The following is a 12,229-nucleotide window of genomic DNA, read 5'->3' as shown; positions in this document are numbered from 1 at the left end:
TATAGTGCGTTTTAGTCTATTTGAGAAAGAAGTTAAACACGCTCGATGATAGTGGCAATCCCCATACCGCCACCCACACACAGCGTAATCATCGCGGTTTTTAAATCACGACGCTCTAACTCATCAAGGACAGTGGTCAGTAGCATTGCCCCCGTTGCGCCAAGCGGATGACCCATGGCGATCGCACCCCCATTGACGTTAACCCTATCAAGTGAAAGACCGAAATCATCGGCGGTATTGAGCGGTACGGCAGCAAACGCTTCATTAATCTCCCAGAGGTCGATATCTGAAGCCTGCATACCTGCTTTTCTGAGCGCTTTTTGACACGCGGGCGTGGGGCCTGTCAGCATAATAGCTGGCTCTGAGCCAATAACGGATGCCATAGTGATTTTGGCGCGTGGTTTAAGACCAGCTTTTTGACCAGCTGCTGCGCTGCCGACTAAGCAGATTGCAGCCCCATCAACGATACCAGAAGAGTTGCCAGCGTGATGTACATGGTTCACGGCTTCAATTGTGGTGTATCTATCTAATATCACACTATCGAAGCCCATTTTGCCGGGCATGATAAACGACGGCTTGAGGCCAGCTAATGTCTCGACATTGGTATTAGGACGGACGGTTTCATCTTTAGCAAGCAGCATCATGCCATTGATATCAGTAACTGGAACGACCGATTTGTCATAATAGCCCTCATTCCAAGCATGGGCGGCACGGCGATGTGACTCAGTGGCAAATGCATCAACGTCAGTACGACTAAAGCCCTTGAGCGTTGCTATTGTATCTGCGCCCACTCCTTGCGGGACAAAGTGCGTCGCTTCATTGACTCGTGGATCCATGTACCAAGCACCGCCATCAGAACCCATCGGGACACGGCTCATGGACTCAACACCCCCTGCCACCACCATATCCTCCATGCCCGACATGACTTTGGCAGCAGCTAGATTGGTAGACTCAAGACCAGAGGCGCAAAACCGAGATAATGTCAGGCCTGCCACACTTTGCGCCCAGCCAGCATCAATGACCGCAATACGAGCAATATCAGAGCCTTGCTCACCCACTGGTGTCACGCAGCCAAGCACCACATCATCTACCAAGCTGGTATCTAGATTGTGGCGTTGTTGCATCTCTTTGAGCAAAGTACGTACCAGCCAAATTGGCGATGCTTGAAAGAGCGCACCATCCTTTTTTCCTTTGCCACGCGGGGTGCGAATAGCCTCATAAATGTAAGCAGTCTCAGTCATAAAAGTCCCTTTTTATTTTGATAAATCAATCATGTATCATCACTGTATTGTGCACCAACCACAATCGCTTTATATGTGCTCAGATCCAGTTTTTACATAAAGCGTGATGCCAACTCTTTCATAATCTCATTGGTGCCGCCATAAATTTTTTGTACACGAGCATCTGCATATAAGCGCGCGATTGGATATTCTGTCATATAGCCATAACCGCCAAACAGCTGGACACACTCATCGATGACCTCACACTGCTTTTGTGTTACCCAGTATTTAATCAATGACGCATGTGGGACGGTTAACTTGCCTTCTAACATGGCATCGACAGCAGCGTCACACATACTGCTGGCAGCCAGATAATCTGCATAGCATTCCGCCATCTTAAAGCGCGTGTTTTGAAACGCCCAAATCGGTTTGCCAAAGGCTTCACGACCTTTCACGTACTCTAAGGTCAAATTTATTGCCAGTTTCATCGCACCAACGCCAGACAAAGCAATGATTAAGCGCTCGCGTGGCAGCTCTTGCATCATCTGAATAAAACCCATGCCCTCGACCGTGCCCAACAGACTCTTTTGCGGCACACGTACATTGCTAAAAAATAACTCTGAGGTGTCTTGAGAGGTCAGACCGATTTTGTCAAGATTACGGCCACGCTCAAAACCGGTTACTTGATCGGTCTCTACCACAATTAATGAGACACCTTGTGCGCCTTTTTCGCGGTTTGTTTTACACGCCAGCAAGATAAGGTTGGCATGCTGACCATTTGTGATAAAGGTTTTTGACCCATTGATAATATAATCTTCCCCATCCTTTACGGCATAGGTTTTGATATTCTGTAAATCTGAGCCAGTACCAGGCTCAGTCATGGCAATCGCGGCAACGTATTCTCCAGTTGACATCTTGGGTAGCCATGCTTTTTTTTGCTCGTCAGTACCGTGCGCCAATATATACGGGGCCACAATACCTGAATGCACCATACCACCAAAACCCGATTGATTGGCTTCGGCCTGTGCGTACAGCAGAGCTGCTTCATGACCAAAATCACCACCGCCGCCGCCGTACTCCTCTGGTATTGAAGCGCACAAGAACCCCATCGCGCCCGCCTCTTCCCACGCTGCACGGTCAATCATGCCGTTTTTGCGCCATTCCTCATCTTTTGTTTCCCAGCTTTTAAACATTTTTAACGCACTGTCGTAAACCATTTGATGCTCTTCAGTCATCCAGTTTGGCACAAATTTTTCGATACTCATGGTGTCTATCCTTGACGATGTTGAGTGACTTATTAATTTAAAAGAGGATATTCACTAATCAATTTTAATTACGGTAATACAAATTACCGTATGAGATACTCATTAAAACCTTTAATTATTAATGAATTCAAAACTTATACTAGGATAATAAAAATAATTTCGCAACTAATTAAAAATCAATGGTAATATTAATTACCTTAATCTATTTCTTTGGTGCAACCATTCCGATTTGATTCACCTTATGTATCATTTTTAGGTTGGATGGACGGTATGATTAAAATAAAAACCATTCACAGAGCACGACAGTAAAGGCCTCATAAAATATGACTAAGACTACTCAAACTTCTCAACTCGTTGATACTCGAGTGTTAGCACCTTTGTCGGACATGCGACCAGCGACGTTAGGTAAGATCGAAAAAGCAGTACGTAAAGTGTTCGCTGGCGTCGATTCTAATGAAGTCACCATGGCGCAAATCGCCAAGTCTGCTAATGTTTCTCTGCAAACGCTTTATAAGTACTTTGGTGATAAACAAACGCTTTTTTATACCATTATGGATATTGTGTTGGGTAGATTGGCCATACGCATCATGGATCATTTGCAAGGCATTGATAGTGTGCAAGATCGTCTGCGTAAGACGCTATGGGTATGTTTTGATTTTGTAGATTCACATCCTGATGCAGTCATGGTGCTGTCTTCTGTATCAGCATCACACATTCGTAATATTGCCATTTATGAAAATAAAGAATTGATTGGCGCGTTTTTAGAGGTACTGGAGGACGGGCAAAATCGCGGCGTACTCAACGATACCGTACCGCTATATATACTTTTTGATGTGTTTATGGGCTTTATCAGTCGCCTTGGGCTGATGCATATCATTCGTCAGACTGACACCCCTATCAATGCTGAATTCGATGCCTTATTCAATATGCTGTGGCGAGCCATCTCTAAGCCTGTGTGATCAGATAGATTACAGATTTTTTAATTCACGATGGCTTTTATAGTAATGGTCCATCAAATATATAGTTTATGTGTCTCGTCCTAAAATAGATAAAAAAAAGCCTCATAATAAAATGAGGCTTCATTGGACTTAATATATTTGTACTTGTGGCTAATATATTTATAGGTTTTGATCAGAAGTTATAGCATAACTAAATCAGTCTTTTATACTATAAAAAATATTTACACACTACTCGATTTTGGCAATCCATATTCTAAACTATCGACCACTTTATTATTCTGCTCAGTCATTAGCTCATAGCCTTTGATGATTCCCTCGAAAGGCAAATTACCTTCATAACGCTGATAGTGCTCACAGATACTTTCTTTCACAATCACATGACGCTCTGCCTCTTCTAATTCGGCAAATCCATCTGGAAGACGTATGTGAGCCAAACGTGCAGCATTACCACGCGCCATCCAATTGGCATCATTAAATTCGAACTCAACCTGCGCTCGTAAGCTATATTTTGACACAGGATTGTCAGAATGTATCAAATCGTATTTAATCTGAGCAATGTCTTCTGCAAATGGCTCGTAAGGGATTTCAAGCACCGAAAATAGCGTTGCTAGGAATTCATCAGCTGTAAAATATTTATCACTATAGCTACCATCAAGTCCAAGGTATTTGCTAGACAGTACATGACGCAGTCGATCACATGCCGGTATCGTATGCTTTAACGGATAGTCCATGGCTTTAATAATATCTTGCGAGCGCAGTTTAAGCGTATCTATTTGAGCGATGGCATAGTGTGCAAGAAGATGACGTGGCTGATAACGACGGGTATATGGGGATTGATTGACAGTGTAATTCATAGTATTAAACACCTTTGGCTCCTGTAACTCCGACGAAAAAGTATGAAATAAGCCCAAATAGGCAAATAAATTGGCACAAATGAGGTGTCGGAGTACAGGCTCATGCGCTTTACCAGAATTATTTTACATCGTGCTGGAAGTTGCAAGGTTTGTACGTTTTCATTAGATGACAATAATGATTGGCAATACAAAACTGTTAAACCCACGATGGATAATGCATTGATGATAGCATATCAGCTAATAGAAAATAAATACTGATACAAGGGCTGTTTTTAAAATTCATACAATTGGCCACTTAAGATAAAAGAAATCCAACCGAAATAGCAAAAAACTACTTTAACTTATGCTTTTGACTTGGTATCTTCCCCTCCACTCTTATATTCCTTAGTATTTTTTATACCGCTTTTTGGCTCATTTTGCTGTATTAGCTCCTTCTTTGTATTGGATCTTATGAAACACACCCTTGAGGCGAGCGCAGATGCTCGCCGCACTCAGTATTTTCAAGTATTTTTGATGGGCGTTAGCGCATTTATCATGAATACCACAGAATTCGTTCCTGTCGCATTGTTAAGTGACATTGCGCAAGATTTCTCAATCACCACGGCAGAAACAGGCTGGATGTTGACACTCTATGCTTGGATTGTCGCAGCGATGTCATTGCCACTTATGCTGCTGACCAGTCGATTTGAGCGCAAGCGTTTGCTTTTGGGCTTATTCGCTGTCTTCATTGTCAGCCACATCCTTTCTGTGTTTGCATGGAGTTTTAATGTCTTGCTGATCAGTCGCGTTGGTATCGCGCTATCTCATGCGATATTTTGGTCAATCACGGCGGCGATCGCTATACGTGTGGCACCAGAAGGCAAAAAAGCGATGGCGCTTAGTGTGCTGGCAACCGGTACGTCATTGGCCATGGTACTGGGTGTACCTTTAGGACGAGTGATTGGTCAATGGTTTGGCTGGCGCGCGACCTTCGGTGGTATCGGCGTGATTGCGCTCATCGTTTTTGTTCTCCAAGCGAGGCTTTTACCAACCCTACCAAGTATGTTTGAAGGGTCTTTTAGAAAAATCCCAGAATTGCTCAAAAACCCATTATTGGTCTGCTTGTATTTGCTTATCTTACTCGTCTTTACGGCACACTACACCGCTTACTCATATATTGAGCCGTTTATGCGTCAAGTCGGCTCCATTAGTGAGAATTTAGCCACTTTCGTCCTGTTACTGTTCGGTGCCGCTGGTATTTTGGGCAGTTGGATATTCAGTCGCTGGGGAGATCACTTAAATACTCAGTTGATGTTAATGTCGACGATACTGATGCTCGGCTCGATGCTTGTGCTATTGCTGGCCGTCACCTCGGTATGGGCGCTTAGCCTGATTGCGTTACTTTGGGGAGCCGCGTTGATGTTACTTATCATCACCATGCAAGCCAAAGTCATCATGGTGGATGTGAATGCGCAAGACATGCTGATGTCGATGTTCTCAGGTATTATCAATTTAGGTATTGGTGCGGGCGCGTTATTCGGCGGTTATGCAGTGACGCATATCTCTATATCAAGCGTGGGCTACGTTGGGGCGGCGATTGCTAGCATCGCCCTACTATTGATGTTATTTATGATAAAGCGCTTCCCCGAGCTGAGTAAAAGACTTGGTTAAGACGTAAAAAGCGCGATTGTTAATAATCCACTTTGCCGCGCAAGGCTTTGGTCTTGCCGCGTTGGGTCTTTTGATCCACGCGTTTGCGCTTGGCATTTCTGCTCGGTTTGGTGGGTTTGCGGGTTTTATTCACATGAGTGGCTTTTATGATAAAGCTCTGCAATCGCTCAAACGCATCAATCTTGTTTCTTTCTTGCGTACGAAACTGCTGGGCCTTGATAATCAGCACCCCTTCTTTGGTGATTCGGCTATCCTTACTGTCCAGCAAACGCTGTTTTTGAGCATCGCTCAAACTTGAGCCAAGGATATCAAAGCGCAGATGAATCGCAGAGGAAACTTTATTGACATTTTGCCCGCCCGCCCCTTGCGAGCGCATGGCACTGATGTCCACGTCATTATCATTTAGGCTAATGGTATTACTGATAAAAATCATAGAGTTCTTTTATAGGGTCGATGGGCTTGATAATAGCGCTATGGGGCTCATGATAACGTATTATCTACTTACCTGCTACTGAGCCAACAGCTGACGGCAGCGCTCAATGACTGGTGCATCGACCATCTCGCCTTCTATTTTAAATACCGCCTGACCACTTCGCTCGTACTCCTCGATTACCCGCTTGGCAAACTCAAGCGCTTTTCTGTCGGCTGCAAGGCTTGCTGCACGGTAGCCACTTGCTTGGGATGGATACACAGCATTCCTGACATGCCCATTTGTGACCATAACTGTACGCGAGTGCGTAACCCTACTTCATCATTAAAATCAGGATAAATGGTGTCAATTGGCGGTGCTAGCTTGTGCACCTTTGATACTACAATAAACTGATAACGAATCTGATTGGCAATAAGGTCGGCTGAAGGCGTGCCCACTTGCACGCGCAAATCATTACACAGGTCTAAAAACCCGTAACTGAAGGCAGCAAGACCAGTGGCTTTTGCCATGCTGTCGATTTGATATAAGCCGGTGGCGCTCTCTATCAGTGCAATGACGGGCAATCCTGTGAATTGATAAACATGCTCGATGTCGCCAGCTTGCTCTGCTTTTGCCAATAAGACGCCCGCCAGCTTGGGCATTTGCTGGCACAATGCCAAGTCTTCAAAAAACGCCTCAGTCCCTGCCCGATTGATACGCAACCAAATCGGCTGATAAGTGTGCTTCTCGTTTTGATCGTCATGGTATTTTTTTAAGGCATCTCGCGCTTGCGCTTTATCTTCTTGGGCGACAGCATCTTCTAAATCTACGATCACTGCCGCAGCGCCACTGGCAAACGCCTTTTCTATTCGGTCGAGACGCGTTGCAGGGACAAAAAGCCATGTGTTGTTTTGAGCAAAAATTTCTACTTTATTATTATCGCCACTGTCAAAACTCATATTTGATTTCCTATAAATATATTTATTCAATACTGGATTGACGATATATCAATACTTTTTTTGAGTGATTATGTTTTGTCTGAGGATACCTTACTTTAGGCATGTACATCAAAAAGTGAGTCAAAAAAACCGCACGAAATTTAATCTCATGCGGTTTCGGGTTTGAGCCTGATAATGACTTTTATTCTGTAAACCATTTTTCACAGCTTGCTAGTTAGGCCAGCATCCCACCATCGACGACTACTGTCGCGCCCGTGGTATAGCTTGACGCGTCAGACACCAAATACAATACTGTGCCAGCCATTTCATCTGGATCAGCCACACGCCCTAACGGTATGGAATGCAGCGCCATCTTTAAGACTTTATCGTTGGTTGTAAGAGCAGAGGCAAACTTGGTATCGGTCAAACCTGGCAATAAAGCGTTGACACGAATATTCAAAGGCCCGCACTCTTTGGCAAAGGCTTTGGTCATGCTAATGACAGCGGCTTTGGTAATTGAATAAATCCCTTGCTTATCCCCTGCCACCAAACCATTAACCGATGCCGTGTTCAAAATCACACCGCCACCCTGTTCGCGCATCATCTTGCCAGCGGCCGTCGACATAAAGAAATAACCGCGAATATTGACCTCTACTGTCTTATCAAAAGCGGCCAAATCCGTATCCAAAATATGACCGTAATAAGGATTTGCCGCCGCGTTATTGACCAAGATATCAAGCTGACCAAACTCACTTTTGATATGCTCAAAAATCGTTTCAATCTGCGCCATATCCCCCACATGGCAAGCAAACGCACTGGCCTTATGACCGTCAGCTTTGATGCTATCTGCGACCGCTTGGCAAGCATCGATCTTACGACTAGACACGATCACATGCGCCCCTCTTGACGCAAGCAGACGCGCAATAGACTCGCCAATACCGCGACTCGCGCCCGTCACCAATGCAATCTTGCCTGTTAAATTAAATAAATCTTTCATGATAACTCCTTATGCTTTTTTAAATTAGCAGTGATGAAAAAAATCTCGCAGCACCGCCAAATTTAGTATCAATTTTTTTAATAAGGTACATTAAGCCAGCTAGGCCACCATCCCACCATCAAGTGTAAAGGCATGACCATTCATAAACGTACTCTCATCGCTGGCAAGCCATGCAATCGCGCCTGACACTTCATCAACCTCGCCCAGACGACGCAGTGGACTGGCTTTGATGGTGGCTTCTTGCGCGCGCTCAGTCATGTTTGCCATGGTGTTGCGTACCATTGGCGTATCAATAAAACTTGGACATACCGCATTGAAGCGAATATTAACGCGTGCATACTCGTGGGCAGCAGACTTGGTCAGCCCCATCACACCATGTTTGGCAGCACTATAAGCCGATAGCATGGGTGCGGAGCGCAAGCCTGCGATGGAGGCCACATTGATCACATGCCCACCGCCATTGGATGCCATACAAGCGACAGCGGCGCGCATACAGTGCCACACCCCTTTTAAATTGACGGCAATATTGCGATCAAAGTCTTCATCGCTCAGCTCATGCATGGGCGCAGGCTGATGGTCGATACCCGCATTATTTATCACGACATCAAGGCCACCAAGTTCTTGCATGGCAAAAGCAAATAACGCACGCACCTCATTGCCGCTTGTCACATCGACTTTTTGAAATACGATACTATTGCCTGCCTCTTGGCCTTGCTTAGCAACCGCCGCCCCAAGTGTCTCTGCCAAATCGCCAATCACAACTTTTGCGCCGCGACTTGCCAGCAGCAGTGCACTGGCAGCACCAATGCCTGATGCACCGCCTGTGATTAAAATGCGTTTACCTGTTACGTCTGATGCCACTCCATTTTTACTTAATGTCATGATTTATTCCTCTACCTTGAGAACCAATTTACCGAAGTTTTTCCCTTCAAACAGCATCATCAATGTCTCAGGGAAGGTTTCGATACCTTTAACGATATGATCTTTCACTTTGATGTCGCCGGATTGAATCCAACCTGCAATCTCTTTCATAGCAATTGGATATTCTTTAACATTATCAAATACCACAATCCCTTCCATGCGCGCCCGATTGACCAGTAGTGACAGATAATTTGAAGGGCCTTTGACTGCTTCAGTATTATTATATTGGCTGATTGCGCCGCAAATGACGATACGCGCACGCAGATTAATCTGAGTCAGCACATCATTTAAGATATCACCGCCCACATTGTCAAAGTATACATTGACCCCATCTGGACAAGTTTGTTTGAGGGCTTTTTTTACATTTTCGTTTTTATAGTCAATCGCGGCGTCAAAGCCAAGTTCATCGACTAAGAACTGACATTTCTCACGACCGCCTGCGATACCAACGACGCGGCAGCCTTTGATTTTGGCGATTTGACCGACCAGACTACCCACTGCGCCCGCCGCGCCCGATACCACAACGGTCTCGCCTGCTTTTGGCTCGCCTGTTTTTAATAACCCAAAATACCCTGTCATCCCTGTCATCCCTGGCATACCCAAAACGCCCAAATAATAAGACAGTGGTGCAAGATTTGGATCGACTTTGTATATTCCTGTACCGTCACTCACCGCATACGACTGCACGCCATTGTGACCTGAGACATAGTCACCAATGGCAAAATCTGCGTGCTTACTGTCAATCACTTCGCCGACAGTGCCTGCTCGCATGACATCGTCAACCTTTACAGGCGCGATGTAAGATTTTGCATCGTTCAACCACCCACGCATTGCAGGATCTATAGAGATGTAGTCAATTTTTATCAGTAACTGTCCATCTTCAATGGTCGGCACCTCGTTCTCGGTATACTCCCATGTGTCAGCATTCGGTTCACCCACGGGTCTTGTTTTTAGCCGCCATTGCTTATTCATGCTTGTCATGACTCTTATCCTTAGAGAGACTCTTAAAACCACGCAGCTTGCATGTCTGTGCAAACAGCATTGTCATTGGTTAAAATTGCGATATCGCGTTTGACTAATGGTAATTCCCAATCGATAAAATATTTTGCTGCTTGTATCTTGCCTTGATAGAAATCTCGTTGCTCAGTATCGTCTGTATTGCTCAGCAGCTGTTCTGCTTTACTGGCTTGGCGAATCCAAATCCACGCCACGACTATCGAGGCAAAAATATTCATAAGTGCCTGCGCATTGCCCGTTAAGGTAACTGCTTTTTCGGTTTGTAAAACTTTACTCAAATGCATCAAAATTTCATGCAACTCACCCATGTAAGGTGTCAATTTACCTGCCAGCTTCGCCGTCTCTGCCGTGGTGATACTTTCCAAATCCTGTGTGATTTCACGTTTTAGGATTTGAATACCAAGACCGCCTTTTTGCCATAACTTGCGAAATGACAAATCCAAGGCTTGCACGCCATTTGTGCCTTCATGAATGGGATTGAGACGATTGTCCCGCCAAAATTGCTCGGCGTGATACTCGCGGGTATAGCCTGCCCCGCCCAATACCTGAATACCCAAATCATTGGCTTTTGGCCCATATTCAGACGGCCATGCTTTTAATACTGGCGTCAATAAATCCAGTAATTCTGACAGCTCGTTTTTTAACGTGGCATCTTCGCAAGTATTGATACGGTCGATCAGATTTGAGCCGTATAAGCACAATGAAATGCCGCCTTCAGAATAGGCTTTTTGTGCCAGTAGCATCCGTCTGACGTCACCATGATTGATGATGGCAGTCGCATCATCTTCAGGCTTGTTATTGGGTGCAATCCTGCCTTGTGTTCTGTCTTTGGCATAATCTAGCGAATACTGATAACCGCGATAACCAATCATTGCCGCACCAAAACCCACAGCAATACGCGCCTCATTCATCATCTTAAACATATAACGCAGGCCAAAATGCTCATCACCGATGAGGTAACCATGGCACGCGCCTTCATCACCGAAGCTCAATGCTGTCGACGTCGCGCCTCTATAACCCAGTTTATGAATGAGTCCCGTTAGATGGACATCATTACGCTCACCAATCGATAAATCATCGTTTAATCGGTACTTTGGCACCGCAAATAAAGAAATCCCTTTGACACCGCCAGGGCCACCAGGAATTTTGGCCAATACCAAATGGACGATATTGTCAGACAGCTCATGATCGCCGCCCGAGATATAAATCTTACTGCCTTTGACTCGGTACGAACCGTCGGCTTGTTTGACGGCAGTGGTTTTGATATCAGCAAGCGACGAGCCAGCATGCGGCTCTGTCAATGCCATCGTTCCGGTAAACTCACCCGTTAGCATTCGCGGCATAAAAGCAGCTTTAATCTCATCGCTGGCAAAATGTGAGATCACATTAATCGCAGCAGTGGTCAAAAAAGGATAGGCCGTAGTTGAAGGATTGGCCGCCATAAAATAGCCTGCCACTGCCGTCATCACCGTCTCAGGTAATTGCATACCGCCATCTTCGAAATTATAACGACCGGCGATAAAACCTGACTCACGATACGCATCAAACGCGACTTTCACATCGTTTATCATGCTGACTTTTTTGCCGTCGAACTGTGGCTCGTTTTTATCTGCGATATGGTTATGCGGTAAAAACAAATCGGTTGCCATTTTGTTTGCAGTATTTAATACCGCGTCAAACGTCTCACGGCTATGCTCTGCAAATTTGGGATGCTGGGTCAGCGTTTCAGCACCCAGTACATCATACAATTGAAACGGTAATTCAAAGTCGTTGATAAGGGTATCTGCTGCCATAATAGTCTCGCTACTGTGCTTGTTGACAAAAGAAAATGAGGTATCCATAGATACTAAGCCAATTTCACACGCTACCGTATTGTCATTTATGACATAATTATGGTCAAATAAGACATATTATCGATACTGAATAAAATGGATACCAGACATTATGACGCGAGACTGGTACAAATTTTTCTTGCTTGCTGTGCCTTCGCAGACAGAGG

General features: G+C 45.0%; 11 protein-coding genes. 2 read left to right on the top strand and 9 right to left on the bottom strand.

All coding sequences use genetic code 11. The features are described from left to right. Positions 1–32: 32 nt before the first annotated feature. Positions 33–1,241 (bottom strand): acetyl-CoA C-acetyltransferase, encoded by a 1,209-nt coding sequence (locus tag FW759_RS05795; protein WP_446442408.1) that lies wholly within the window; start codon positions 1,239–1,241, stop codon positions 33–35. Between the two features lie 92 nt (positions 1,242–1,333). Then, positions 1,334–2,485 carry an acyl-CoA dehydrogenase family protein gene (locus FW759_RS05790; RefSeq protein ID WP_443508289.1) on the bottom strand — a complete coding sequence of 384 codons (1,152 nt, stop codon included), beginning with the start codon at positions 2,483–2,485 and terminating at the stop codon, positions 1,334–1,336. A gap of 323 nt (positions 2,486–2,808) precedes the next feature. On the opposite strand from FW759_RS05790, the gene FW759_RS05785 reads away from it, so the two are divergent. After that, positions 2,809–3,444 carry a TetR/AcrR family transcriptional regulator gene (locus FW759_RS05785; protein ID WP_446442407.1) on the top strand — a complete coding sequence of 212 codons (636 nt, stop codon included), beginning with the start codon at positions 2,809–2,811 and terminating at the stop codon, positions 3,442–3,444. Positions 3,445–3,665: 221 nt separating this feature from the next. Here the strand turns inward: FW759_RS05785 and FW759_RS05780 are convergent, their stop codons facing one another. Then, on the bottom strand, positions 3,666–4,298 hold the full coding sequence (locus tag FW759_RS05780; protein WP_131400643.1) for a hypothetical protein: 633 nt from the start codon (positions 4,296–4,298) through the stop codon (positions 3,666–3,668). A 450-nt stretch (positions 4,299–4,748) separates the two neighbouring features. Between FW759_RS05780 and FW759_RS05775 the strand changes: the two genes are divergently transcribed. After that, the gene (locus FW759_RS05775) at positions 4,749–5,948 is read left to right on the top strand and encodes a sugar transporter (RefSeq protein WP_446442406.1); all 1,200 of its coding nucleotides are present in this window, start codon (positions 4,749–4,751) and stop codon (positions 5,946–5,948) included. A 19-nt stretch (positions 5,949–5,967) separates the two neighbouring features. Here the strand turns inward: FW759_RS05775 and arfB are convergent, their stop codons facing one another. The 6 genes from arfB to FW759_RS05745 all read right to left on the bottom strand — a co-directional run bounded on the left by arfB (position 5,968) and on the right by FW759_RS05745 (position 12,023). Continuing rightward, positions 5,968–6,381, bottom strand: a complete 414-nt coding sequence (gene arfB, locus FW759_RS05770) for an alternative ribosome rescue aminoacyl-tRNA hydrolase ArfB (RefSeq protein WP_095570312.1) — start codon at positions 6,379–6,381, stop codon at positions 5,968–5,970. Positions 6,382–6,557: 176 nt separating this feature from the next. Further along, the gene (locus tag FW759_RS05765) at positions 6,558–7,316 is read right to left on the bottom strand and encodes an HpcH/HpaI aldolase/citrate lyase family protein (RefSeq protein ID WP_446442405.1); all 759 of its coding nucleotides are present in this window, start codon (positions 7,314–7,316) and stop codon (positions 6,558–6,560) included. Between the two features lie 214 nt (positions 7,317–7,530). Beyond that, positions 7,531–8,292 carry an SDR family oxidoreductase gene (locus FW759_RS05760; protein ID WP_095570310.1) on the bottom strand — a complete coding sequence of 254 codons (762 nt, stop codon included), beginning with the start codon at positions 8,290–8,292 and terminating at the stop codon, positions 7,531–7,533. Positions 8,293–8,391: 99 nt separating this feature from the next. After that, positions 8,392–9,174 (bottom strand): SDR family NAD(P)-dependent oxidoreductase, encoded by a 783-nt coding sequence (locus tag FW759_RS05755; protein ID WP_353670049.1) that lies wholly within the window; start codon positions 9,172–9,174, stop codon positions 8,392–8,394. A 3-nt stretch (positions 9,175–9,177) separates the two neighbouring features. Then, the gene (locus FW759_RS05750; protein ID WP_446442404.1) at positions 9,178–10,194 is read right to left on the bottom strand and encodes an NADP-dependent oxidoreductase; all 1,017 of its coding nucleotides are present in this window, start codon (positions 10,192–10,194) and stop codon (positions 9,178–9,180) included. A gap of 23 nt (positions 10,195–10,217) precedes the next feature. Continuing rightward, positions 10,218–12,023, bottom strand: coding sequence for an acyl-CoA dehydrogenase (locus tag FW759_RS05745; protein ID WP_095570413.1), 1,806 nt, complete (start codon positions 12,021–12,023; stop codon positions 10,218–10,220). Between the last annotated feature and the right edge of the window lie 206 nt (positions 12,024–12,229).

The sequence above is a fragment of the Psychrobacter sp. 1176_08 genome (assembly GCF_052850615.1).
Note: the sequence above shows the minus strand (reverse complement) of the source record. Positions and strands in the feature narration are given on the sequence as shown.

What these genes read in the sequence shown, in the direction of transcription:
- FW759_RS05760 (WP_095570310.1), bottom strand. Translation starts at nt 8,292, where the DNA reads ATGAAAGATTTATTTAATTTAACAGGCAAGATTGCATTGGTGACGGGC.
- FW759_RS05750 (WP_446442404.1), bottom strand. Translation starts at nt 10,194, where the DNA reads ATGACAAGCATGAATAAGCAATGGCGGCTAAAAACAAGACCCGTGGGT.
- FW759_RS05790 (WP_443508289.1), bottom strand. Translation starts at nt 2,485, where the DNA reads ATGAGTATCGAAAAATTTGTGCCAAACTGGATGACTGAAGAGCATCAA.
- FW759_RS05765 (WP_446442405.1), bottom strand. Translation starts at nt 7,316, where the DNA reads ATGAGTTTTGACAGTGGCGATAATAATAAAGTAGAAATTTTTGCTCAA.
- arfB (WP_095570312.1), bottom strand. Translation starts at nt 6,381, where the DNA reads ATGATTTTTATCAGTAATACCATTAGCCTAAATGATAATGACGTGGAC.
- FW759_RS05795 (WP_446442408.1), bottom strand. Translation starts at nt 1,241, where the DNA reads ATGACTGAGACTGCTTACATTTATGAGGCTATTCGCACCCCGCGTGGC.
- FW759_RS05745 (WP_095570413.1), bottom strand. Translation starts at nt 12,023, where the DNA reads ATGGCAGCAGATACCCTTATCAACGACTTTGAATTACCGTTTCAATTG.
- FW759_RS05785 (WP_446442407.1), top strand. Translation starts at nt 2,809, where the DNA reads ATGACTAAGACTACTCAAACTTCTCAACTCGTTGATACTCGAGTGTTA.
- FW759_RS05755 (WP_353670049.1), bottom strand. Translation starts at nt 9,174, where the DNA reads ATGACATTAAGTAAAAATGGAGTGGCATCAGACGTAACAGGTAAACGC.
- FW759_RS05775 (WP_446442406.1), top strand. Translation starts at nt 4,749, where the DNA reads ATGAAACACACCCTTGAGGCGAGCGCAGATGCTCGCCGCACTCAGTAT.
- FW759_RS05780 (WP_131400643.1), bottom strand. Translation starts at nt 4,298, where the DNA reads ATGAATTACACTGTCAATCAATCCCCATATACCCGTCGTTATCAGCCA.